26 protein-coding genes are annotated in these 23,892 nt (G+C 38.9%); 17 read left to right on the forward strand and 9 right to left on the reverse strand.

Annotation, left to right across the window (positions count from 1 at the left end; genetic code table 11):
* Positions 1 to 134: 134 nt before the first annotated feature.
* Positions 135 to 1,280 carry an acyl-CoA dehydrogenase family protein gene (locus tag AC1PJ9_RS11035; RefSeq protein ID WP_017386519.1) on the forward strand — a complete coding sequence of 382 codons (1,146 nt, stop codon included), beginning with the start codon at positions 135 to 137 and terminating at the stop codon, positions 1,278 to 1,280.
* A gap of 49 nt (positions 1,281 to 1,329) precedes the next feature.
* Here the strand turns inward: AC1PJ9_RS11035 and AC1PJ9_RS11040 are convergent, their stop codons facing one another.
* Positions 1,330 to 1,953: a hypothetical protein gene (locus tag AC1PJ9_RS11040; protein WP_311086904.1), complete on the reverse strand. Its 624-nt coding sequence runs from the start codon at positions 1,951 to 1,953 to the stop codon at positions 1,330 to 1,332.
* A 427-nt stretch (positions 1,954 to 2,380) separates the two neighbouring features.
* On the opposite strand from AC1PJ9_RS11040, the gene pheA reads away from it, so the two are divergent.
* The 4 genes from pheA (at position 2,381) to AC1PJ9_RS11060 (ending at position 7,986) form a co-directional block, all read left to right on the forward strand.
* On the forward strand, positions 2,381 to 3,490 hold the full coding sequence (pheA, locus tag AC1PJ9_RS11045; protein ID WP_002049199.1) for a prephenate dehydratase: 1,110 nt from the start codon (positions 2,381 to 2,383) through the stop codon (positions 3,488 to 3,490).
* Between the two features lie 107 nt (positions 3,491 to 3,597).
* Entirely contained in the window at positions 3,598 to 5,844 is a 2,247-nt protein-coding gene (locus AC1PJ9_RS11050; protein WP_311086905.1) for a bifunctional prephenate dehydrogenase/3-phosphoshikimate 1-carboxyvinyltransferase, read from the forward strand.
* A gap of 127 nt (positions 5,845 to 5,971) precedes the next feature.
* Positions 5,972 to 6,355, forward strand: a complete 384-nt coding sequence (locus AC1PJ9_RS11055) for a hypothetical protein (protein ID WP_005068294.1) — start codon at positions 5,972 to 5,974, stop codon at positions 6,353 to 6,355.
* 170 nt (positions 6,356 to 6,525) lie between these two features.
* On the forward strand, positions 6,526 to 7,986 hold the full coding sequence (locus tag AC1PJ9_RS11060; protein ID WP_311086906.1) for an aminoacyl-histidine dipeptidase: 1,461 nt from the start codon (positions 6,526 to 6,528) through the stop codon (positions 7,984 to 7,986).
* Positions 7,987 to 8,083: 97 nt separating this feature from the next.
* On the opposite strand, the gene AC1PJ9_RS11065 is transcribed toward AC1PJ9_RS11060, so the two are convergent.
* Together AC1PJ9_RS11065 and AC1PJ9_RS11070 are read right to left on the reverse strand one after the other, a co-directional pair.
* Positions 8,084 to 9,040 carry a ribonuclease Z gene (locus tag AC1PJ9_RS11065; RefSeq protein ID WP_311086907.1) on the reverse strand — a complete coding sequence of 319 codons (957 nt, stop codon included), beginning with the start codon at positions 9,038 to 9,040 and terminating at the stop codon, positions 8,084 to 8,086.
* A gap of 194 nt (positions 9,041 to 9,234) precedes the next feature.
* Entirely contained in the window at positions 9,235 to 9,867 is a 633-nt protein-coding gene (locus AC1PJ9_RS11070) for an alpha/beta hydrolase (RefSeq protein ID WP_263614155.1), read from the reverse strand.
* 125 nt (positions 9,868 to 9,992) lie between these two features.
* Between AC1PJ9_RS11070 and yaaA the strand changes: the two genes are divergently transcribed.
* Positions 9,993 to 10,766, forward strand: a complete 774-nt coding sequence (gene yaaA / locus AC1PJ9_RS11075; RefSeq protein ID WP_311086908.1) for a peroxide stress protein YaaA — start codon at positions 9,993 to 9,995, stop codon at positions 10,764 to 10,766.
* A 19-nt stretch (positions 10,767 to 10,785) separates the two neighbouring features.
* Positions 10,786 to 11,409, forward strand: coding sequence for an HD domain-containing protein (locus AC1PJ9_RS11080; RefSeq protein WP_263614153.1), 624 nt, complete (start codon positions 10,786 to 10,788; stop codon positions 11,407 to 11,409).
* A gap of 126 nt (positions 11,410 to 11,535) precedes the next feature.
* On the opposite strand, the gene AC1PJ9_RS11085 is transcribed toward AC1PJ9_RS11080, so the two are convergent.
* The 5 genes from AC1PJ9_RS11085 to AC1PJ9_RS11105 all read right to left on the reverse strand — a co-directional run bounded on the left by AC1PJ9_RS11085 (position 11,536) and on the right by AC1PJ9_RS11105 (position 14,268).
* The gene (locus AC1PJ9_RS11085; RefSeq protein ID WP_001154366.1) at positions 11,536 to 12,321 is read right to left on the reverse strand and encodes a thiazole synthase; all 786 of its coding nucleotides are present in this window, start codon (positions 12,319 to 12,321) and stop codon (positions 11,536 to 11,538) included.
* A 13-nt stretch (positions 12,322 to 12,334) separates the two neighbouring features.
* Entirely contained in the window at positions 12,335 to 12,532 is a 198-nt protein-coding gene (gene thiS, locus AC1PJ9_RS11090; RefSeq protein WP_004700562.1) for a sulfur carrier protein ThiS, read from the reverse strand.
* Positions 12,533 to 12,545: 13 nt separating this feature from the next.
* Positions 12,546 to 12,911: a DUF423 domain-containing protein gene (locus tag AC1PJ9_RS11095; protein ID WP_114154511.1), complete on the reverse strand. Its 366-nt coding sequence runs from the start codon at positions 12,909 to 12,911 to the stop codon at positions 12,546 to 12,548.
* A 111-nt stretch (positions 12,912 to 13,022) separates the two neighbouring features.
* Positions 13,023 to 13,889 (reverse strand): RNA polymerase sigma factor RpoH, encoded by an 867-nt coding sequence (gene rpoH, locus AC1PJ9_RS11100; RefSeq protein ID WP_002049311.1) that lies wholly within the window; start codon positions 13,887 to 13,889, stop codon positions 13,023 to 13,025.
* Positions 13,890 to 14,022: 133 nt separating this feature from the next.
* Positions 14,023 to 14,268: a sulfurtransferase TusA family protein gene (locus AC1PJ9_RS11105; protein WP_042077021.1), complete on the reverse strand. Its 246-nt coding sequence runs from the start codon at positions 14,266 to 14,268 to the stop codon at positions 14,023 to 14,025.
* A gap of 374 nt (positions 14,269 to 14,642) precedes the next feature.
* Here AC1PJ9_RS11105 and AC1PJ9_RS11110 point away from each other — a divergent pair, with 374 nt between their 5' ends.
* Together AC1PJ9_RS11110 and rhlB are read left to right on the forward strand one after the other, a co-directional pair.
* Positions 14,643 to 14,855, forward strand: coding sequence for a cold-shock protein (locus AC1PJ9_RS11110; RefSeq protein ID WP_000126912.1), 213 nt, complete (start codon positions 14,643 to 14,645; stop codon positions 14,853 to 14,855).
* Positions 14,856 to 14,964: 109 nt separating this feature from the next.
* Positions 14,965 to 16,116: an ATP-dependent RNA helicase RhlB gene (rhlB, locus tag AC1PJ9_RS11115; RefSeq protein WP_042077024.1), complete on the forward strand. Its 1,152-nt coding sequence runs from the start codon at positions 14,965 to 14,967 to the stop codon at positions 16,114 to 16,116.
* A 38-nt stretch (positions 16,117 to 16,154) separates the two neighbouring features.
* On the opposite strand, the gene AC1PJ9_RS11120 is transcribed toward rhlB, so the two are convergent.
* Positions 16,155 to 16,535, reverse strand: a complete 381-nt coding sequence (locus tag AC1PJ9_RS11120; RefSeq protein ID WP_042077025.1) for a putative periplasmic lipoprotein — start codon at positions 16,533 to 16,535, stop codon at positions 16,155 to 16,157.
* A 203-nt stretch (positions 16,536 to 16,738) separates the two neighbouring features.
* On the opposite strand from AC1PJ9_RS11120, the gene AC1PJ9_RS11125 reads away from it, so the two are divergent.
* The 8 genes from AC1PJ9_RS11125 to purF all read left to right on the forward strand — a co-directional run bounded on the left by AC1PJ9_RS11125 (position 16,739) and on the right by purF (position 23,830).
* The gene (locus AC1PJ9_RS11125) at positions 16,739 to 17,314 is read left to right on the forward strand and encodes a nitroreductase family protein (RefSeq protein WP_042077027.1); all 576 of its coding nucleotides are present in this window, start codon (positions 16,739 to 16,741) and stop codon (positions 17,312 to 17,314) included.
* Positions 17,315 to 17,348: 34 nt separating this feature from the next.
* Complete coding sequence (locus tag AC1PJ9_RS11130) at positions 17,349 to 18,422, forward strand: NAD(P)H-dependent glycerol-3-phosphate dehydrogenase (RefSeq protein ID WP_002049214.1); 1,074 nt, start codon at positions 17,349 to 17,351, stop codon at positions 18,420 to 18,422.
* A gap of 56 nt (positions 18,423 to 18,478) precedes the next feature.
* The gene (locus tag AC1PJ9_RS11135; protein WP_001177595.1) at positions 18,479 to 18,934 is read left to right on the forward strand and encodes a SixA phosphatase family protein; all 456 of its coding nucleotides are present in this window, start codon (positions 18,479 to 18,481) and stop codon (positions 18,932 to 18,934) included.
* A gap of 22 nt (positions 18,935 to 18,956) precedes the next feature.
* Entirely contained in the window at positions 18,957 to 20,096 is a 1,140-nt protein-coding gene (gspL, locus tag AC1PJ9_RS11140) for a type II secretion system protein GspL (protein ID WP_311086909.1), read from the forward strand.
* Positions 20,096 to 20,575: a type II secretion system protein GspM gene (gene gspM / locus AC1PJ9_RS11145; protein ID WP_311086910.1), complete on the forward strand. Its 480-nt coding sequence runs from the start codon at positions 20,096 to 20,098 to the stop codon at positions 20,573 to 20,575. The genes gspL and gspM overlap by 1 nt, the downstream gene beginning before the upstream one ends.
* Before the next feature lie 89 nt (positions 20,576 to 20,664).
* Complete coding sequence (locus AC1PJ9_RS11150; RefSeq protein ID WP_311086911.1) at positions 20,665 to 21,669, forward strand: quinone-dependent dihydroorotate dehydrogenase; 1,005 nt, start codon at positions 20,665 to 20,667, stop codon at positions 21,667 to 21,669.
* Positions 21,670 to 21,675: 6 nt separating this feature from the next.
* Positions 21,676 to 22,263 (forward strand): CvpA family protein, encoded by a 588-nt coding sequence (locus AC1PJ9_RS11155; RefSeq protein WP_263614145.1) that lies wholly within the window; start codon positions 21,676 to 21,678, stop codon positions 22,261 to 22,263.
* Between the two features lie 25 nt (positions 22,264 to 22,288).
* Complete coding sequence (gene purF, locus AC1PJ9_RS11160) at positions 22,289 to 23,830, forward strand: amidophosphoribosyltransferase (protein WP_019457102.1); 1,542 nt, start codon at positions 22,289 to 22,291, stop codon at positions 23,828 to 23,830.
* The last annotated feature ends 62 nt before the right edge of the window (positions 23,831 to 23,892 follow it).

The raw sequence follows: 23,892 nt of genomic DNA on the forward strand, positions 1-23,892 counted from the left end.
CTAAGCTTCCTTTTTTATTGGCTGACTGAAAAGTACAGTTTAAATGAGCAGCTATGCCATGACAGTAACTAAAAAAATGATTAGCATGCACAGCAATGAGATTCGATAAAACAATAAAGCCGAAGGAAAATATTATGTTGGCATATGATGCAGATTTAGAATTATTCCGTGATAATTTTAAACGTTTTATGAATGAGCATATTGCTCCACATTACGACCAATGGGAACGTGAAGGAATTATGCCGCGTTCAGTTTGGAATCAACTGGGCGAAAATGGCTTTTTATGTGTAGATGTTCCAGAAGAATACGGTGGTTATGGCGTTCCAACTTACTATTCATTAATGTTAGTTGAAGAGTCTGCTCGAGCCGGTTTTTGTGCATTATCAACGGCTATTTCTTGTCACTCTGAAATTGCTGCACCTTATATTTTACATATTGGGACAGAAGAGCAAAAACAATACTGGTTGCCGAAAATGGTAACTGGTGAAGTGGTTGGGGCAATTGGTATGACGGAACCGGGTGCTGGTTCAGACTTACAATCAATGCGTACCAGTGCCATTTTGCAAGATGACCATTATTTGCTAAATGGTTCTAAAACATTTATTTCAAATGGGCAACATGCTGACCTTGTGGTGCTTGCAGTAAAAACTGATCCTCAAGCGCGTGCGAAAGGGGTGTCGTTATTATTGGCAGATACTCATCTGGAAGGCTTTAAGAAAGGTACCAACCTAGACAAAATCGGTCTGCATTCTCAAGATACTTCTGAGCTATTTTTTGACAATGTTAAGGTTCCTAAAAACCAGTTACTCGGTCAAGCTGGACAAGGTTTTGCTTATTTAATGCAAGAGTTACCACGTGAACGTACCGCTATTGCATCTACCGCAATTGGCGCTATTCGTGGTGCAATTGATTTAGCAACGGCTTATGTAAAAGAACGTCATGCATTTGGGCAACCTATTTCTCAATTCCAAAATACGCGTTTTGTTCTGGCGCAAGCAAAAATTGATGAGCTTGCTACAGCTGCTTTTTATGAGAGAAACGTTGCTCTATATCAAGAAGGTAAACTTGATGTTGAAACTGCAGCGGCGCTTAAAAGCTTCAGTACAGATATGCAAATGAAAGTGGCTGACAACTTGCTGCAACTTTTTGGTGGTTATGGCTATATGACTGAATATCCGATTTCACGTTTCTTTGTAGATGCTCGTATTCAGCGTATTTACGGTGGTACAAATGAAATTATGAAAGAAATCGTAGCGCGTGGATTAATTGGCAAAGCCTAATTAAATAGTTTCAAAAAAAGCCTACCTTTGAGTAGGCTTTTTATATTACCTATTTGTTAGTTCGATGAATGACAGGATAGTCTTGTTGTTTGGGTAACTCATGTAAGGCCTGGTTGATCTTTCTTAAAAACTCATCGGCTTCATCTTGACGAAATGAGTCTTCGGTATATTTACTTCGTTTTTGATTGATGCCACAACCCCTTATTTCCATATTTTCAGGATTAAATGACCAGTCATTTGGATTGTTTAGGGTAATGTCTAAATCACTTTCACAGCTTTTCCATAAACGTAAAAACTCATTTGATAACTCTGTATTAAATCCTCGTGCTGGATAGACCGAGAAGCCTTTCATTTCAGGATTAGAAAACTGTATAAACATGTCTACTGGCATACCACCCCAAATGATTGCTGTATTTTCTGGTAAAGCAATGCCTGATAAATTTTTCTCTTTTAAAGCATGTGTTTGCTCAAATTTCTGTCTGAAATGTTGCGACTGATAGGTCAGTTTGGTTTGGGGTGGGATTGGAATACCACGAACTTGATTGTTGATAGTCGTCATATAGTACGGAGAATTATCTCTACCATTGCACCCTGCGATTAAGGGGCAACCGCCACAAGCCGTTAAACTAAAACTCATAAGGCTCAATAAGCCTAAAACAATAATTTTATTCATTCTATTTTACTGTTGTTATGACATATTGGGTCAGTATAACCAATCTAAACATTAAGAGGACTATCTTTAAGAACAACGAAATAATCGTTTTAAAAGTTGAGTAATTTTTTATTCAGTAGTCTTGTGCTTCTATTCATCAATTAAAAATTTATAGCCTTCTAGGTTTTGACATGAAGCAAACATAAGTGCTTATGGGAAGAGCGGATACAGATTTGTCATATATTGCTGAGTTAGAGTTCTAAAAATACCGATAAGAAATAGAGTAAGTAAAATAATAAATGAAAATCATTATCAAATAAAGTAATCTTATAGACAGGTTCGAGAGCGATTAACGAAAAAAGCCAATACACCGATATTGCCTAACAAATCAAAGCCGACTATTGTTATACTCTCGTTTAAAAGATGATTTTGCTGAGGCTGCATTCCAATGATCAACGATGATCAAAACAAAACGACTTCTCTTAGTTTAGAACAAATTCGCGAAGATATTGATAGCGTAGATCAACAGATTCAAGAATTATTAAATCGCCGCGCAAGCCTTGCTGAAGCTGTTGCTAAAGCTAAATTTGCTTCTGAAGAGAATCCTTTGTTTTATCGTCCTGAGCGTGAAGCGCAAGTTTTACGTAAAGTTATGGAGCGCAATCAGGGGCCTTTATCTGATGTCACCATGGCGCGTTTGTTCCGTGAAATTATGTCTGCTTGCCTTGCTTTAGAAGCTCCGCAAAGTATTGCATTTTTAGGGCCAGAAGGTACTTTTACTCAATCTGCTGTGCTTAAGCATTTTGGTAAAGATGCAGTTGTTCGTCCATTACCAACTATTGATGAAGTGTTCCGTGAAGTAGAAGCGGGTAGTGCACATTATGGTGTAGTCCCAGTTGAAAACTCATCTGAAGGTATTGTGAATCATACTTTAGACTGCTTTAAAACATCGAATTTAAATGTGATCGGTGAAGTCGAACTGCGTATTCATCACCAATTCCTTGTTTCTGAAAATACGCGTAAAGACAGTATTAAGCAGATTTATGCTCATCAGCAAACTTTGGCTCAATGCCGTCAGTGGTTAGATGCGCATTATCCGGGTGTTGAGCGTGTTGCCTTAAACTCAAATGCAGAAGCTGCACGCCGTATTCGCAACGAATGGCACTCAGCAGCAATTGCATCTGATATTGCAGCAGGTATGTATAACCTTGAAATCTTGCATAGTAATATTGAAGATAATCCGGAAAATACCACTCGTTTCTTAGTGATTGGCCGTGAAAAAATTCCACAAAGTGGCAATGACAAAACATCGTTATTAATTTCGGCACATGACCGTGCAGGTGCTTTATTAGAAATTTTAGCGCCGTTTGCAAAACACAATATTAGCTTAACAAGTATTGAGACTCGTCCAGCATTACCTGAAAAATGGGCATATGTATTCTTTATTGATTTAGAAGGCCATATCGATCAAGAAAATGTTGCAGCAGCAATTAATGATATTCGTCCAATGGTAAAAGAGCTTCGTATTTTAGGTTCTTATCCTGCTGCTGTTCTCTAATTACTCATGTTGGAATAATGACATGCATCAAGATGGTCATGTCATTATGCTTAAAAACAAATTGCTCAAAGGTTTAAATCACTTTGAGCAAAAGCAAAGTTGAAGTTATGTCACAACCCCTATTTAAAAAAGTTGCATTTATTGGTTTAGGACTCATCGGGTCGAGTTTGGCGCGCGTTATTGTTGCTGAAAAGTTGGCGACAACTATTGTGGCTTCTACACGCTCACAGAAAACTTTAGAAGATGCAAAATCACTTGGCTTAATACAAGAAGGATTTTCTGATCCTGTAGAGGCTGTGAAAGGGGCAGATTTAGTTGTTTTAGCCTTGCCAGTACGTGCGACACAAAAAGTGCTTGAACTAATTAAACCTTATTTGACAGAAACTACGATTGTAACTGATGTAGGAAGTACAAAAGGTAATGTCGTCGATGCAGCAAAAGCTGTATTTGGTGAAGATTTACCAGCAGGTTTTGTGCCGGGACATCCTATTGCTGGTAGTGAGCATACGGGCGTTCATGCAGGTAAGGTCGATTTATTTGCAAATCACAAAGTTATTTTAACGCCGTTACCCACAAGTGCAGAATGGGCAGTTGAGAAACTGATTCAACTTTGGTCAGCGGCTAAAGCTGAAGTCATTTGTATGGATGTTGCCAAACATGATGAGGTTTTGGCGCATACCAGTCATTTACCGCACTTAATGGCATTTAATCTGGTCGAGCAACTTGCAAACCGTGAAGATAACCTTGATATTTTCCGTTATGCAGCGGGTGGTTTTCGTGACTTTTCACGAATTGCTGCCAGTGATCCTCAAATGTGGCATGACATTTTCTTTGCCAATAAAACAGCCATATTAAATGCTGTAGATGGCTTCGAGAAACAACTTACCGTACTTAGAAAATTGATTGAAAACGAAGATTCTCATGCATTAATGGGTTTACTCGGCCATGCTCAGGCAGCACGTCAGCATTTCAATCATATGTTAGCCAAAAAACCTTTAATGGAGAAAAATAAGGTGACACAGCAATTCAGTATCTTACCGGGAAATAAGGCTTTTAAAGGTAAATTTACCGTACCGGGTGACAAATCTGTGTCACATCGCTCCATTATGTTTGGTGCTATTGCAGAAGGCACGACTCATGTAACTGGCTTCCTTGAAGGTGAAGATGCTTTAGCAACTTTACAAGCTTTCCGTGATATGGGTGTAAGCATTGAAGGCCCTAAAAATGGTGAAGTGACCATTCATGGCGTGGGTATGCATGGCTTAAAAGCACCAGCGAGTGCCTTATATATGGGTAACTCTGGAACAAGCATGCGTTTGCTTTCAGGTATGCTTTCTGCACAAAAATTTGATTCAGTGATGACAGGAGACGCGTCACTTTCTAAACGTCCAATGGAGCGTATTGCTAAGCCATTGCGTTTAATGGGTGCGCAAATCCAGACAACAGGTGAGAAAGGTACACCACCTGTCAGCATTACAGGTAGCCAGCAATTAAAAGGCATTCAATACGATTTACCGATGGCATCTGCTCAAGTGAAGTCGGGTATTTTACTTGCTGGTTTGTGGGCTGAAGGTGAAACTTCGGTAACTGAACCTGAACCTACTCGTGACCACACAGAGCGCATGCTTCGTGCATTTGGTTATGATGTTAAAACTGAAGGCAATAAAATTTCACTCGTTGGTGGCGGTAAATTAGTAGGTACTGACATTCAAGTACCATCAGATATTTCATCTGCTGCTTTCTTTATGGTGGGTGCTGCAATTACTGAGGGTTCTGATGTTGTTCTGGAAGCTGTAGGTATTAACCCAACACGTACTGGCGTAATCGAAATTTTAAAACAGATGGGTGCTGATCTAACTGTTGAAAATGAACGTATTGCTGGTGGCGAACCTATTGCTGATATTCATATTAAAGGTTCACGCACGCTTAAAGGCATTCATATGCCAGAAGACCAAGTACCTTTAGCAATTGATGAATTCCCAGCTTTATTTATTGCAGCAGCATGTGCCGAAGGCCAAACGGTACTAACTGGTGCGGCAGAACTTCGTGTGAAAGAATCTGACCGTATTCAGGTTATGGCAGATGGCTTAAAAATCATGGGTATTGACTGTACGCCAACTGATGATGGCATCATTATCGAAGGTAAAGGCAAATCTGGCGATTGGTCACCAATCTTTGCTGGTGGTGAAATTGAATCACATCATGACCACCGTATTGCTATGAGTTTTAGTATGGCAGGCCTTCGTAATTCTGGTCCGATTACAATTCAGGGTACTGAAACTGTGGCGACAAGCTTCCCAACTTTCACTGAGTTGGCGAATCGTGCAGGCTTAACAATCGAAGTTAGCCAATAACTTTTGACCTAACACATTTTATAATTGCTAACACAATAGCAACGGCAGCAGCGGGCTAAAGGCTTGGCTGCTGTTTGTTTATTGCTTATGCTAAGCGCAGATAATGATAAAAGTGTTAGGACAAAGGATGAAAAAATTACAATTTATTGCCAGTTGCCCACAACATGGGGTGCTTGATCATCCACCAAATGAATGCCATATCACTCAAGAATATGTAGCGGCTTTACTGTTTAAACAATTGGGGCATTATGGCTTTGATGCACAGCACATTGTGCATGAGCATGAAAAGGTAGAAGTCAGTATAGATAATCATCTTTTACCCTTGTCGATTACTTGTCAGAAAACAGACCATGAGGGGCATTTGATGTGTGAAATCTCTGCCAATCCTGATGAAGAGCAAGACTGGTTTGAAAAGATTGAAACACAAAGCATTATTCGTCAGCTTGCACAGGCAGTTGAAAATAGTTTGAAGGCTGATCATAGCTTTTCAGCATTTGAATGGAAAAACTAAGCGCACGGCTGTTAAGAGTTATTCATGAAGTACGGCTTTTTAGAAAAGTCGTACAATCTCTTTAGATTAAATATAAAAATACAAAATCTTTCCCTAAATCGCTACCTATCTATAATGCATTGTGTATATTGAAATTATTACGATATTTACATAATTAGAGTGTGGTTTTCATGACACAAGTTAATATTGCAGCGTTATCTCCTCAAGTGGTTTGGCAGCATTTTCAAACACTTTGCACTATTCCTCGCCCATCGAAGCATGAACAGCAACTTCGTGAGTTTTTAAGAAACTGGGCCGAAAGTCGAAATTTAGAAACCTACGTAGATGAAGTGGGGAATTTGATTATTCGTAAGAATGCGACTCTGGGTAAAGAACATGTGTCTGGCGTTATTCTGCAAGGCCATTTAGATATGGTTACACAAGCCAATACTGGCACGGTACATGACTTCTTTAAAGACCCGATTCGTCCAGTTCTTGAAGATGGCTGGTTAGTCGCCAAAGACACTACTTTAGGTGCTGATAATGGCATTGGTGTAGCTTTAGCTTTGGCAGTTTTAGACTCAAATGATATTGCTCATGGGCCAATTGAAGTTCTTCTAACAGTTGATGAAGAAGCAGGGATGAGTGGTGCACGGCTTTTACAGGCAGGTGTACTAAAAGGAAAATGGCTATTTAATATTGATACAGAAGAGTGGGGTGAGTTGTATCTCGGATGTGCTGGCAGTATTGATGTTGAGGTAGAGCAGCCGCTTAGTTATGAACCAATCCCTGAAAATTTGAGTATTGTGAATATTCAGGTTGCTGGCCTTAAAGGTGGTCACTCTGGCGTAGATATTCATTTAGGACGTGGCAATGCCAACGTTATTCTGGCACGCTTTTTAAATCAGCATTTAGCGAAGCTTGGTGGACGACTTGTTGAGTTTATAGGTGGTACAGCTCGTAACGCTTTACCTCGCGAAGCTGTAGCAACCATTGCAATTTCGTCTAACCAATTATCCGAATTAGAAAAATTACTCGCTGAATATCAAACGACATGGAAAAGCCAATTACAGGGTATTGATGACAACCTGCGATTAAGTATTCAATCCACTGGTGCTAAAGTGACCGAAGTGATTGCTCAACAACAGCAAAATGAATGGTTGCAAGCTTTAGCAACAAGTCCTTATGGGGTTGCAAGTATGAGTCAGGTTCTACCAGATGTAGTTGAAACCTCAAATAACATTGGGGTGGTGAGACTAAATCGAGAAGGTGGAAAAGCTGTCTTAATGGTCCGTTCAATGGTGAACCAAGAAGCTCAAGATTTTGCCGAAAAAATTCAGGCACATTTTAGCCAATTTAATATCGGCTCTACACTTACGCCGTTAGTGTCGGGTTGGACACCAAATCCAGATTCGGCTGCTCTAAAGTGCTTACAACAAGCTTATCAAAATGCATTTAATATTGAGCCAAATCTAAAAGTAATTCATGCAGGCTTAGAATGTGGGATTATTGCTGAACATTACCCACATTTACAGATGGTTTCGTTTGGACCGGATATTCAAGGTGCACATGCACCGGGCGAACGAGTTAAAGTTGATACTGTAGAGAAATGCTGGAAGCTACTGGTAACCGCTTTGGCATTTGTAGAGTAATTTTTAGGTTTAAGAAGCTCAGTTATGAGCTTCTTAAATTTTAACCTTTACATGAAAATGATCTGGATTTAACTCGATTTCACAATAAATTTGTTGTTTAAGTGATTTTTAAAAGTTGTCCTGTTTCACTTAAAGTAAACTCATCAAAATCATTGGCTAAATAAAAATGACCTTTATAAAACTGGCGAACTTCTTCAGTAATAGCTTGCTGCCCAGCTTTATCCTGATGTCGGGGGCTAAAGTGCGTCAGAATTAAATTACATAAAGATTGCTGTTCTGCAAATTCAGCCACCATTTTTGCTGAGCTATGCATTGGGCCTTTGCCGACTTTATCTAAAACCGTTTGCAAGTATGTGGACTCATGAATAAGGAGTTGGGCATCTTTGCAAGCGTCAGCTAATAGTTCTGGTTGGTCATTATCACCACCTATAATTGCATGAACTTGTTGATTTTGAATTTTGATAAAGTCTTGAGCTTTTAAAGTTTTTCCGTCAAATTTAACATCGTAGCCTCGTTTTAAATGGCCCCATATATCGCCTTGAGGTACGCCTAACTGAGTTAGAGCTTGGGTATCTAACTTCTTCTGAATCGATTTGATGTAAATGCTAAAAGCAAAACTTGGAACACGATGGCTTAGAGGGTGTGCTTGAACAATGAATTCATCAGTGATTTGTTGTGGCTGCATTGCTTCATTTACATCAATAAATTGTAGTGAGTAAGGTAAGTGTAAGTCAGTAAGCTGGGCAGTGATTTCAAACCATTGCTGAATTTCTTTCGGTGCAATTACGATTAAGGGTTTGCTACGGGCATTCATGCCTGCACTTGCTAATAAACCAACTAGACCATAACAATGGTCGCCGTGAACATGTGTAATACAAATGGCAACTAGGTTTTGTAGAGAAAGTCTGGCTTGTTGAATACGATGCTGTGTCCCTTCGCCAGCATCAATTAAAATCCAGTCCTTATTTTTGCTGTTACGAACTGCTAATCCTGAAACATTACGTGTCAGGGTAGGTACACCTGAAGAAGTGCCTAAAAAAGTAAAATGAAGCATATTGTTGGAATTTTTTAGTCAAATGCGTAAAGGTATTATAGACACTTATGAAAATTTTATAAGAACAATGGAGAACGATAGCGACCGAGTGAAAAAATATTTAGCCCGTTTTGGGGTAAGTTGGAATAATTTTCAATAAGGACATGGCTTAAAAATGATGGGCATACTCTCAAGTTATGCCCATCAAATACACTTTATTTCATGATAATAAAGCGTGTAATGATTTGGCGAAGCTGTTTTAAATAACCTGTAAAGAAGTGGTTAGCGCCCGGCAGAATCGTAATTGGATGCTTCTGCGGTTTTGCCCATGCAATTGCATCTGAAAGTAAAGTAATATCATCTTGCTCACCATGAATGAGTAGAATATCACCTTGAATTTCAGGGGTTTTATAGTGGCGTAAACCTACTACAGTAGCTGTTGGTAAGCCGCACAAAATTAACTGTACTGGTTGTAATTCAGGGCTAAGCTGCGCATGACATTTTGCCAGAACATGTGAGCCGAAGCTAAAACCGCCTGCATAGAATGGCAAGCCTTCATGAAGCTTACGAACATGCTCAATCACAGCTAAAATGTCTTCGGTTTCACCATGGCCTTCATCATGAACACCTTCACTACCGCCTAAACCACGGAAACTCGGGCGGTAAACAACGCAACCATATTCATTAAAGATTTGGGTTAAAAGGGCAGGGACTTTATGTTGAGGGGTTCCACCTTGCAATGGGTGCGGATGACAAACAACCGCAAAGCCTTTGATTTCACCTTCAGGGCGGTCAACGAAAAGTTCAATTTTACCTACTGGACCCTGGATGAAAGTTTGCTCAGACATATAAGAACCGCTAAATAACAATACGTGATGCTATTTTACCGATAGTCGTCATTGAAAACACGAGTTAGCATTAAAAAATATCTACTGTTATAGTTGGCATTAATAATAATTTTTTCAGGTTGTCTATGCTTGCTTTAATTTCTCCTGCAAAAACTTTAGATTATGAAACAGCGTTACCTACAGATGAGTTCACTCAGCCGCGCTTGTTAGAACACTCCGCACAATTAATTGATGTTTGCCGCAAACTTTCTGCGTCGGAAATTGCGAGTTTAATGAGTGTTAGTGAAAAAATTTCCACACTAAATGCAGATCGATTTAGAGATTGGAATCCCGAATTTAATTTCTCAAATGCTCGCCAAGCAATCTATGCATTTAAAGGGGATGTTTATACGGGTTTAGATGCTTATCACTTAAAAGATAAAGATATTGATTTTGCACACCAGCATTTGCGTATGCTCTCTGGTCTATATGGTTTATTACGTCCTTTAGATTTAATGATGCCGTATCGTTTAGAGATGGGTACTAAATTAAAGAATACACGCGGTCATAATTTGTATGAGTTTTGGGGTGACATCATCACTAACCAAATTAATGAAGACTTAGCAGAAATTAAATCTGAATTGCTGGTAAATCTAGCTTCAGATGAATATTACAAATCTGTCAATGAAAAGAAAATTAAGGCTGAAATTGTGAAGCCAGTTTTTCTTGACCAGAAAAATGGCAAATATAAAGTCATTAGTTTCTATGCGAAAAAAGCACGTGGTTTAATGGCTCGTTTTATTATTGAAAACCAATTAAATAAAGCTGAGGACATCAAAGCGTTTAATACCGAGGGTTACTACTTTGATGCTGATAATTCATCGGCAAAAGAGTTGGTATTTAAACGTGATGAGCAATAATCCTAAGCGTGGTTAATAGATGATGATGCAGCTTTATTTATTAAAACTGAAACATTTTTGGTTTGAGCTGCATCAGCATTATCATTTTTCCGAACCGCAGAAAATTTATGATGAACTTATTGCGGCTTATAGTGAAAAGCAGCGAGCCTATCATACCGTCCAACATTTGTATGAATGTTTGAGTTTGTATGAATTGATTCGGTCTGAGTTAAATGATCCTTATTCTGTTGCATTGGCTCTTTGGTTTCATGATGCGGTCTATGATCCAGAAGCTAAAGATAATGAACTTAAGAGTGTTGAGTTATTTGAACAAGCGATGGCGCAAGATTTATCATCCGATACTCTAGAGAAAATAAAGCGTTGGATTCTTGCGACTCAAAAGCATGCATTAACCGATGAAACAGATTTGCAATTTTTATTGGATATTGATTTAGCTATTTTGGCAGCAACACCTGAACGTTTTATGCAATATGAACAGCAAATTCAGCAGGAATATGCTTGGGTTGATCCAGAAGTATATGCAATTAAGCGAAAAGAAGTTTTAATGCATTTTTATCAGTCTGAGCCACTTTATCAAACTGCATATTTCCAAAAGAATTTTGAGTTAAACGCCAAGCAAAATTTAAAGCAAATATTAGAATAGCCTAAGCTAAATATAAAATTTAGATCTGTTGATTGAATAAAGAGATATAAGCTTTAAAAAGAAAAAAAGATGGTTATATGAACGGGGAGAGGAATCACTGAAAAACAGTGATTCCTTAGAAATAAATTATTTAAAGAAATACCCTGTTTCTGGCGAGCTTGCATTTGCCATACGTTTACGTGGCATACGACCTGCTAAAAATGCTTCACGTCCAGCTTCAACAGCTTTTTTCATTGCAGAAGCCATCAAAATAGGGTTTTGAGCAGCTGCAATTGCTGTATTCATGAGTACGCCGTCACAACCAAGTTCCATAGCAATTGCTGCGTCACTTGCTGTACCAACACCTGCATCTACTAAAACTGGTACTTTCGCATTTTCTTTAATAATTGAAATGGTGTGCGGGTTTAAAATACCTAAACCTGAACCGATCAGACTACCTAAAGGCATAATCGCAACGCAGCCCATACTTTCAAGTTCTTGCGCAATGATTGGGTCATCCGAGGTGTAGACCATAATCTCAAAACCATCATCAATCAAAGTACGAGCCGCTTTTAATGTCTCGGTTACATTTGGATATAAGGTTTTTTCATCACCCAACACTTCAAGCTTTACTAGGTTATGACCATCGAGTAACTCACGCGCTAACATACATGTACGTACTGCGCTGTCAGCATCAAAACAACCTGCGGTATTTGGCAAGATAGTATATTTTTCTGGTGGAATAACTGAGAGTAAATTCGGTTGATCTGGATTTTGTCCAATATTCACACGGCGGATTGCGACGGTTACAATTTCTGCACCACTGGCTTGAATAGCTAAATCCGTTTCATTTAAGTCTTTATATTTGCCAGTTCCTACCAATAAACGAGATTGAAAAGAACGTGAACCAATAATGAGAGGGGTGTCTTGCATGGATAACTCCGACTTAGCCGCCGCCAACAGCGTGAATAATTTCGATACGGTCATGTTGAGCAATCGTAATTTGCTCTAATTTGCTTTTAGAAACGATTTGCTGATTGTGTTCGACAGCAAAACGTTTTCCTTCAAGTGCCAACTCCTGAATGAGTTGCAACAGGTTTTGGCTAGGCGTGTCCGTTAATTCGCCATTTAAATAAATTTGCATGATCACATTCCGATTATTTTGCGTATTTGAAAGCATTCCAAGCCAAGATCAGCCATCCAGCAATCATTAAAGCTCCACCGATTGGCGTAATTGCACCTAATATTCTTGGTAATCCCAGCGCCATGATATAAAGCGAACCACAAAAAAATAGAATACCAATCTGGATAAATAAGAAAGATAACTTGATTGGGAAATGGGGAAGAACCTTACTTAAAATACCAAGCGCTAATAGGCCTAGAGCATGATAAAAAAAGTAGTCGGTTGCAGTCTGCCACCAAGCAAGTTGCTCGGGACTCGCGTGAGCTTTAAGACCATGTGCTCCAAAAGCACCCAACATGACTGCAAAAGCAAGATTAAGGGCTGAAATGGCAATCCACATAACAAAAAACGCAACTGAATAATGAAAGGCAACGTTACCATAGAATAGGTTGGCTAAACATAGCCAGATAAAACAAAAGGGCTTATCGCCCTTTTATTTTTTTCATTTACTTTAGCTTGCCGACATAGCGACTTTAATTTTTTCCATCGCATTTTTTTCAAGCTGACGAATACGTTCTGCCGAAACATTATACTCAGCAGCAAGCTCATGTAGGGTAGATTTATCATCATCTAACCAACGGCGCTGCAAAATATTACGCGAACGATCATCTAACTGGTCCATGGCATCATGTAAAGCAGATGTACTTTGCTCTTCCCAGTCTTCATTTTCAACTAAACGAGCCGGGTCGTAGCGGTTATCTTCAAGATACAACGCAGGGGCAGTATGTGGCGTATCATCGTCATCATCACCTTGCGCTTCAAAAGCAGCATCATAAGCAGTTAAACGACCTTCCATTTCCAGAACTTGTTCTGGAGTTACATTCAAGTCGTTTGCAATAGATTGCGCTTCTTCGAGCGTTAATTTTTTACTCGATTTTTTTAAACTACGTAAGTTGAAGAAAAGCTTACGTTGAGCTTTAGTTGTTGCAATTTTTACAATACGCCAGTTACGAATAACGTATTCATGAATTTCTGCCTTAATCCAGTGGACGGCAAAAGATACTAGACGTACGCCCATATTTGGGTCGAAACGTTTTACGGCTTTCATTAAGCCTAAATTACCTTCTTGAATAAGGTCGCCTTGTGGTAGGCCATAACCTGCATAGCTGCGCGCAATATGAACGACAAAACGTAAATGCGACATTACCAGCATTTTTGCGGCATCAAGATCTTGGTCATAATAATAACGTTCAGCAAGTTCTTTTTCTTGCTCGGCCGTTAAAATAGGAATCTGATTGACAGTACTGATATATGCACCAAGGTTTACACCGGGCGCAGACAATGACAGGGGCATCAATTGATTGCTGCTGTCACTCATGAGTTCTCCTTATAGGATAGGATGGATTAACCAATAAATTCATCTTAATTTGAATTGCCTTCATAATTAAGGAAAATTGGGTAGAAAAATGTAAAATTTTATGCAGTTACTCATCTTAGATTTTAACAAAGAATCATTGAGTTTCAATTAAATAGTGAAATTCTCTTTCTGAAATTTGCATGGTTTGACACATAAAATGATGTAAATTGCAGTAACGCGTTACATCAATTTCACTATGAGGGTCAGATGATTTCAATAAAAATAGCTGCTTTCCTGATACTTTCTTAAGTTCACGTTTCAACATTAATAAAGGCATTGGGCATGGTTGACCAAGGGCATTAATTTCAATAGGCGTTACAGTAGAAGAGGTAGTGCTCATTCATTATAAAAACAACTAAAAAAAATATTCTAACAAATTTTTTTGTGAACTCTAGGTGTTTTATAAAAATTAAAAGGTAAAGGATTATATAAAAATTATTGTAATAAGCTGTTTAAAAAAAGAGCTAAAAATAGGGGAAATATTTGAAAAAAATTCTATTAATTGTCATAAACCCGTGTTAAGCTCGAACCGTTTTAGGGATTACCACACAGTTAAATTGTTTTAATAACCTATAACAAATGGATGTAACCGGAAATTGTTGATAGTTTTACAGAATGATTACAAGCTTTAAGATTATAAAAATTTTAAATACTTGTTTACTCTGCTGTTTGCAACACCGGAAGGTCCTTTTTTCATCATCTGAGGATTGACTTATGACAGCTCGTGAACAAGGCGTAGTAAAGTGGTTTAATGACACTAAAGGCTTTGGTTTTATTCAACGTAACGGCGGCGACGATGTATTCGTTCACTTCCGTGCAATCGTAGGTGACGGTCACCGTTCTCTACGTGACGGTCAACGCGTAGAGTTTAGCGTTGTACAAGGTCAAAAAGGTTTTCAAGCTGAAAACGTTCAGCCTTTAGACTAAGACTAATTCATCTTTTTGATGAATGATGGACGCTCCAATTTTTGAATTGGGGCGTTTTTGTTTATAATGATCTTCTCATTCGAGAGATTGTTTGTTAGAGCGCGTATTTATGACATCTGGTTTTGAAACCTTGAATTTACATCCGCAACTTAAAAAGGCGATTGATGCTTTAGGGTTTACTCAAATGACCCCAATTCAGCAAAAGGTTTTAAAATATACATTAGCCGGGCATGATGCAATTGGGCGAGCACAGACAGGAACAGGTAAGACAGCTGCCTTTCTGATTAGTGTAATTAATGATTTACTCAATAATCCGGTTCAAGAGCAACGCTTCCGTGGTGAGCCTCGTGCTTTAATCTTGGCGCCTACTCGTGAGTTGGCATTGCAAATTGAAAGTGATGCAAAATTCCTCACAAAATTCTCTAATTTACATGTCGTGACCCTATTGGGTGGCGTTGATTTTGATAAGCAGAAGAAGCAACTTGATGCTAATTTTGTTGATATTATTGTCGCTACACCTGGGCGTTTAATTGATTTTGTAGAACAAAAAGAAGTTTGGCTCGATCAAATTGAATTTTTAGTCATTGATGAAGCTGACCGTTTATTAGATATGGGCTTTATTCCTTCGGTAAAACGTATCGTTCGTTATTCACCGCGTAAGGAACAACGTCAAACTCTAATGTTCTCGGCGACATTTAGTTACGATGTCTTAAATTTGGCAAGACAGTGGTTGTTTGAACCTGTAACAGTTGAAATTGAGCCTGAACAAAAGACCAATAACGATGTCGAACAACGTGTTTACGTTGTGGCTAAACAAGATAAATATCGTCTTTTACAAGATATTTTACGTGAAGAGCCAATTGATAAAGTCATGATCTTTGCTAACCGTCGTGATCAGGTGCGCCGTCTTTACGATCATTTGAAAAAAGATGGATATAAAGTAGGGATGCTATCTGGTGAGATTGCTCAAGATAAACGCATGAAAATGTTGGAGCAGTTCAAGCAAGGTAAGCATAACATCATGATTGCAACGGATGTCGCTGGTCGTGGTATTCACGTAGATGGCGTATCTCATGTAGTCAACTTTACTTTACCTGAACAATCTGATGATTATGTTCATCGTATTGGGCGTACAGGTCGTGCAGGGGCACAGGGTGTAAGTATTAGTTTCTTATCTGAAGATGATGCTTTCTATTTGCCGGAAATTGAAAAAGCAATTGGTAAGAAATTACCGCTTACCCGATTAGATGGCTACTGCTAATAAAAAAATCCCAATCAATTGATTGGGATTTTTTTTACTTAATTAATTTTGCAATAAAAAGTAAGGGTAGTTTGGTAGTCATCATCTTTAGCCAAAGACGCATTTTTACCGGTTAAAGTACCAATGACACCCGCAGCAGCTTCTACCATTTGACCAGTCTTTTCACTGACCACATCTTTTAATACGCCGTGATAAGAGGTTTTTTCATCTACAATAACTGGGCTTGTACTTTTAGAGCACGTTTTTTGTGCCGCAGTAACTGCATTATTCTTTGCAATTAAATTGGTTTTACCAATACCAGTCACTTCAAACTGATTATTTTCTTTTTGAATTGCTAGAGTATTTTTAGGGGTGGTTGCACAAGCACCTAGTAATAAAACAACGCCGCTCATTGCGCTCGCTAAAATTATTTTTTTCATGATTCACCTAAGTTAATCGCCAAAAGACATAGCTATTTGAACATAAGTTTTCTAATTGATTTTGAAGACGTTGTATGAGTTTTGAAGTTTTGTATTAAAAAATGTCAAACTATAAGTTCACTAGGTTTATAAGCTAGATTCAATGGTGGATTAACGGTAGATTATGCTAATCTATTTCGAATTTTTGAGTTAGATCAATATTAATGACGGATTCAGCAATACAAATAATTCACCAAAATATTCATCAGCGTCAGTCTATTGGCCAATTAATTGAACCAGCTCCAAACTCAGAGCAACTAGAGTTAGCTTTTCAGGCTGCTTTAACGGCTCCAGATCATCATAGACTTAAGCCAACGCGTTTTGTAGTTATTCCAGGTGAGCAACGCGGTGCTTTCGGTGAGGTTCTAACAAAAGCTTTGGCAGATTTAGGTGAAACTGATCCCGCTCAACTTGAACGTGTTAAGCAACATCCTTTTCGCGCTCCGCTACTTATTTTAGCGCTGACTCAGTTACAAGATCACCCAAAAGTACCACATTTTGAGCAAATCTTAAGTACAGGTGCGGCAGTACAAAATCTTTTGTTATCTTTGCAAGCTCAAGGGTTTTCAACCATGTGGCGTAGTGGAGCTGTTGTTGAATCAAATTGGTTAAAACAGTATTTAGGACTGCAACCACATGATTTAATTTCAGGTATTATTTACGTTGGCACTGCAGCTAAAGCAATTGCGCCTCGTGCAGATATTGAAAGTAAAGAATTCGTAAAAGTTTGGCAGGCTTAAACGTCTGTAAAAGTAAGAAATAGGATAATAAAGCATGGCTGAATTTAAGTTTACAGATTTGGTGGAACCTGTTGCGGTCGATAAAAAAACGGCATTACGTATTACCGTTTTAGGGGGCGGTAGCTTTGGTACAGCCATGGCGAATTTAGCTGCTCGTAATGGCTGCGATACCATGATCTGGATTCGTGATGCCGAAACAGCAGAAGAAATTAATAAAACCCATATTAATAAACGTTATTTACCAGACTTCACTTTAGAATCTTCATTACGTGCAGTTTCTGATTTGGAACAAGCTGTATGTGATCGAGATATTATTTTGGTTGCAATTCCTAGTCACTCTTTCCGCGATGTCTTAAAACAAATCGCTCCTTATATTACTGCGCAAGCGGTTGTTTCTTTAACGAAAGGCGTTGAAGCTAAAACGTTTAGTTTCATGAGCGATATTATTCGTGAAGAATTACCAGAAGTTCCATATGGCGTATTGTCAGGTCCAAATCTTGCCAAAGAAATTATGGCGGGCATGCCATCTGGTACAGTGATTGCTAGTGATTCCGAGCTTGTTCGTTATGCTGTGCAGCATGCGCTTCATAGTGCGTTATTCCGCGTTTTTGGTAGTGATGATGTGCATGGAGTTGAATTGGGTGGAGCGCTTAAAAATATTTATGCAGTTGCAATGGGAATTGGTGCAGCATATAAAATTGGTGAAAATACCAAGAGTATGATTTTAACGCGTGCTTTGGCTGAAATGAGCCGTTTCGCGGTAAAGCAGGGTGCAAATCCACTTACGTTCTTAGGTTTATCTGGTGTGGGCGATTTATTTGCGACTTGTAATAGTCCATTAAGCCGTAACTACCAAATCGGATATGCGCTAGGTTCTGGTAAGACATTGGATCAAGCTAGTAAAGAGTTGGGTCAAACTGCTGAAGGGATTAATACAATTGTTCAGGTGCGTGGTAAAGCACAAGAACTGGACGTATATATGCCAATTACCAATGCTTTATATGAGGTGATTTTTGAAGGCGCTCCGCCATTAAATATTGCACTTTCTCTTATGAAAAATGGGCATCGTAGTGATGTCGAGTTTGTTTTACCTCATCATGAAGTCTGACGAATAAATGTCATAAATTGTGGTTATAATGCAGGAATTATTAACAAGGAAATTTTATGCAACTGACATTAGTTCGTCATGGGGAAGCTGCTCCACCAGTAAATGGTAATGATATTAAACGTCCACTTACTGCGCGTGGGCATGCACAGGCTGAACAAACAGCAACATTTTTAAAAGATATTGTAAAACCTGATATTTTTGTAGTCAGTCCTTTGTTGCGTGCCCAAGAAACATTGGCACATATTCAGACATATTTTAAAGATGTGCCTGTGTTGTTGTGCGATAAAATTAAGCCAGATGATGATGCAAAAGAAGCAATTGAGTGGTTGTCTCAAATTCCTTATGAGTCGATTGTGGTGGTTTGCCATATGAATGTTGTAGGTCATATTGCAGAGTTGCTTACTCATGAGAATTTCAATCCATTTGCGCTTGCCGAAGCTAGAATTTATGATCAAGCTGTGATTGCAAATGGTTTATCAACACAAAAAAATAGTTTTATACCCACAATATAATTAAAAAGGTTATTTAGCCGACATGCTGTATATATGGATGCCTGAAACCAATGGAACATGGCATTGGTCTAACGGAGAAAGCTGGTTGCAGGCTGCGAGTCTCGATCAATTAATACAAGACTTGCAAATACATCAAGGAAAAGAAGCTACGGTCTTTTTTCCGAGTCGTCATGCTCAAATGCTTCAGCAATCTATGGCGAAGTCCCACTATAAACAGCTGGGGGCTGATGGGGTTAAATATCTACTTGAAGAGTTTGTGACTTTACCTATTGATCACATGAAAGTGGTCCACTATTTTTATGCGGATCAGTTAACTGTTTTAGGTGTTGCTCAAGGTATGGTTGAGACATGGCAACATTCCTTGGCTTTACTGCCAACCAAACTTGTTGCTTTGTTACCTGATTTTCTGATTTTGCCTGAACCACAAACTGAGCAAGTTATTCTGTGTAATATTAACCATCAACTTTTGGTGCGTGAGAATAAGTGGTTAGGTAATTCAATTGATGATTTGGGGCTTTTTTTAGAATTTCAGCCAGCCGAAACACATTATCAATATAGTGGTTTAGCAGCAGAACAACTAGAGAGTTTAGAAGCTGCTTCAAGTGCAGAGCAACGTTCTGAGTTTGTTTATCAATTTCAGTCTCTAGATAAAACTAAGCAGCATCCTTTTAATGTTTTGCCAAAATCAAAAGGTCAGGAGCGTACTTTCTCTGGCTATTGGAAAGCTTGCGCTGCTGTTGTTTTAGCAATTATTGTGGTGCAGTTTAGTTATGATTTATTGCGTTGGGTCAAATTGAAAAAAGTGGCGAATCAAACTGCTGATCAGACGATTGAACAATATAAATATTGGTTTGGGCCATCTAGTCGTGTAACTGAACAAAATATTAAAGGCCAGTTTGAAAGCCATCTAAGAATGAGTCAGCAAGGTGATACACAAGCACTTTCTTTGTTGAGCCGTGTTGGACCAATTTTAATGCAAAGACAGATTTTGGCTCAGCAACTTAATTATGATGCTTCAATCTTAACGATGGCATTAAAAGCAAAATCGGCAGATGATTTACAAGCTTTGACACAACAATTAAATCAGCAAGGATTTAAAGCTGAGCTAGGTAATGTTCAAGCAAATGGTGGTGGGGCAATTGGGGTGGTGAAAATACAATAATGAAAATGTTAGCTCAATTGCAGAGTCGTTTTGATCAGTGGATTGAACAAGTTGTTCAATACCTAGACCGTTTAACTGTCCGTGAACGCGTTATGGTGGTCTTTACTACAATTTTTGTTCTAGTCGCTATTGTCGGGTCTTCACTTTGGAAAATGCATTCCTTGGCAGAACAACAGCAAAAACGCTTAAATGATTTAAAAGATTTGATGGTGTGGATGCAGAGTAATGCGGTTACTATGAAACCCGCAAATGAGCTTGAACTTGATAAGTCTGGAAAAATACAAAGGGTGGCTCAACAGCAAGGTTTAACTGTGACTTCTCAGCAAAATGGAGAACAGTTACAAATTGTTGTAACACATCAGAATTATGCAGTTTTAGCTAACTTTTTAACACAACTTGCACAGATGGGCCTTAGTATTCAGAAGATGGAAATGGTTTCAAGCGAAGGTCAGATTAAATTAACAGCGACAGTTCAATAACATATTAAAATATGCTTATGTCAGGCATGGTGTTTTGTGCTGCCTGTGCCTATAATATGCATACCTAAAATCAGTAGACTGTGATTGGTATGTTATATTCACTTGCTCGCCCGATGTTGTTTAGTTTAGCACCAGAGCGTGCCCATGAATTAACATTATCCATGCTTGATAAAGCGCATAAGCTAGGCATGATGCGTCAGGCTGTAGAAGCAAAGCCTACTACATGTATGGGAATCGAGTTTCCTAACCCTGTAGGTTTGGCAGCAGGCCTAGATAAAAATGGTGCTCATATTGATGCCTTAGCTGGATTAGGTTTCGGTTTTATTGAAATTGGCACAATTACACCTCGCCCACAATCGGGTAATCCCAAACCACGTTTATTTCGTATTCCTGAAGCTAAAGCCATTATTAACCGCATGGGTTTTAATAATGATGGTGTTGATAAGCTGATTGAAAATGTTAAAGCTTCAAAGTTTAGAGGCGTTTTAGGGATCAATATTGGTAAAAATGCTGATACGCCTGTCGAAAAAGCAGTCGATGATTACTTGATTTGTCTTGAGAAAGTTTATAACTACGCGTCATACATTACAGTTAATATTTCATCTCCAAACACTAAAAACTTGCGTAGTTTACAAAGTGGTGATGCATTAACTGAGTTACTGCAAACCTTAAAAGCACGTCAACTTGAGTTGGCTGAGCAATATAATCATTATGTTCCTTTAGTTTTGAAAGTCGCTCCGGACCTAACAGCTGAAGATGTTGAGTTTATCTCTGCTCAATTATTAGATTTTAAAATTGATGGTCTTATTGTAACTAATACGACTTTATCGAGAGAAGGGGTGGAAAACCTGCCTTACGGTAATGAGTCAGGTGGTTTGTCAGGCGCTCCTGTATTTGAAAAAAGTACAGAATGTTTACGTTTATTTGCTCAATCATTAAAAGGACAAATTCCTTTAATCGGTGTGGGTGGTATTTTGTCTGGTGAGCAAGCTTTAGCGAAACAACAAGCTGGAGCAACACTTGTTCAAATTTATAGTGGTCTAATCTACACAGGACCAACACTTGTAAAGCAATGTGTTGAAGCTATGACCTAATTGAACATGAACACTATTGATATCATCATTCTAATACTTTTGCTCATTGGGGGGCTAAACGGTTTGCGACAAGGATTTATAAAAGCCTTTGCGAACTTGGTAGGATGGATTTTTGCATTAATTATGGGTGCAAAATATGCTGTTCTTCTAGCTCCGTCAATGTCGGGTTTAAGTCAGGATCCGGTGGTTCAAAAGATTGCGGCTTTTGCATTTATTGCACTTATTATTGTTGTTTTAACTTGGATCGTCACTGCACTTTTAAATGGCCTCTTGAAAAGTTTGAAATTGGGGCCATTAAATCGTTTAGCAGGTGGTGCTTTTGGTTCGTTGAAAGGTTTACTGGTCGTTCTTATTACCATGCAAGGCGTAGGACCTTGGGTTGAAGGTTCAGCAAACTGGAAACAGTCCATACTTATACAATTTTTACTGCCTTATGCGCCTTTAGCCACAGAGCTTTCTAAAGACGCAGCAAGTGAGGCATATCATCAGATAACATCTGGAGGCGGTGTATCTCGCACTTCTCCAAAACCAATGGACGAGTCGGAAGAATCAGAAATCCGGCCCGACCATTCAACAAAGAATCCTTTTTATTAATTCCTAGCTTGTCTGCGAGGTTGCTATGTGTGGAGTTGTTGGTATAGCCGGTAAATCGCCAGTGAACCAAATGTTGTTTGATGCATTAACGATGTTGCAGCATCGTGGGCAAGATGCAGCTGGAATAGTAACCTGCCATGAAGGCCGTCTTTTCCTTCGTAAGGATAACGGTATGGTGCGTGATGTTTTTCATACTCGTCATATGAGAGCATTACTGGGTAATTACGGTATTGGTCATGTGCGCTACCCAACTGCGGGTTCTGCTAGCAGTGCGGAAGCTCAACCATTTTATGTGAACTCACCTTACGGGATTACACTTGCACATAATGGTAACTTGACTAATGCAGAAGAAATTCATGATGACCTGTTTAAAACAGATTTACGTCACATGAACACTGATTCTGACTCAGAAGTTCTTTTAAACGTTTTTGCACATGAGTTGCAAAAGAAGGGAACACTAAACCCTACAGCTGAAGATATTTTCCATACGGTTTCTCGTGTTCATGAGCGCTGTCAAGGTGCTTATGGCGTAGTAGCTATGATCACTGGTCATGGTTTGGTTGGTTTCCGTGATCCAAATGGTATTCGTCCACTTATTTACGGTTCGCGTGAAACTGAACAAGGCGAGATGGAATATATCATTGCATCAGAGTCTGTAGCGATTACTGCACTTGGTTTTAAAATCGAGCGTGATATTGCACCGGGTGAAGCAATTTTCATTGATTCTGAAGGCCAGTTATTCACTAAACAGTGTGCGGCAGAACCAAAATACCGCCCATGTATTTTTGAATATGTTTATTTTGCTCGTCCAGATGCAATTATTGACGGTATCTCAGTTTATAAAGCCCGTTTAAAAATGGGTGAAAAATTAGCGCATAAAATTTTGCGTGACTGGGGTGAGGACCATGATATTGATGTGGTTATCCCAATTCCAGATACAAGCCGTACTTCAGCATTAGAACTTGCAAATATTCTTGGTGTGAAGTTCCGCGAAGGCTTTATGAAAAACCGTTATATCGGCCGTACCTTCATTATGCCGGGTCAACAACAGCGTAAAAAATCTGTACGTCAGAAATTGAACCCTGTTGAGTTGGAGTTTAAAGGCAAGAACGTTCTATTGGTTGATGACTCTATTGTACGTGGTACTACGTGTAATGAGATCATTCAAATGGCGCGTGACTCTGGTGCGAAAAAAGTATACTTTGCTTCAGCAGCACCAAAAGTAATGTATCCAAACGTTTATGGTATCGATATGCCTGCTAAGACTGAGCTTATTGCTTCAGAACGCAGCGTAGAGGAAATCCAAGAAATTATTGGTGCTGATCGTTTAGTATTCCAAGATTTGGAAGACTTGAAGAACGCCGTACGTACAAGTAAGGTTCCTACATTGACTGAGTTTGATTGCTCTGTTTTTGATGGTATCTATGTAACTGGTGGAATCGATGCAGACTATCTGAATAATTTGGAGCAGAAGCGTAATGATTCTGCGAAAAAGAAAAAAGATGGTTATATTGATGTCAATATTGATGCAGCGTCAGTAGATTTGACGGGTATTAAAGAAGAATAGAAATAGCCGAAAAAAGCGGGTGTTTCCCGCTTTTTTCTTTTATGATGAAACTTAACAATGTA

The sequence above is a fragment of the Acinetobacter sp. 70_2 genome (genome assembly GCF_056736115.1).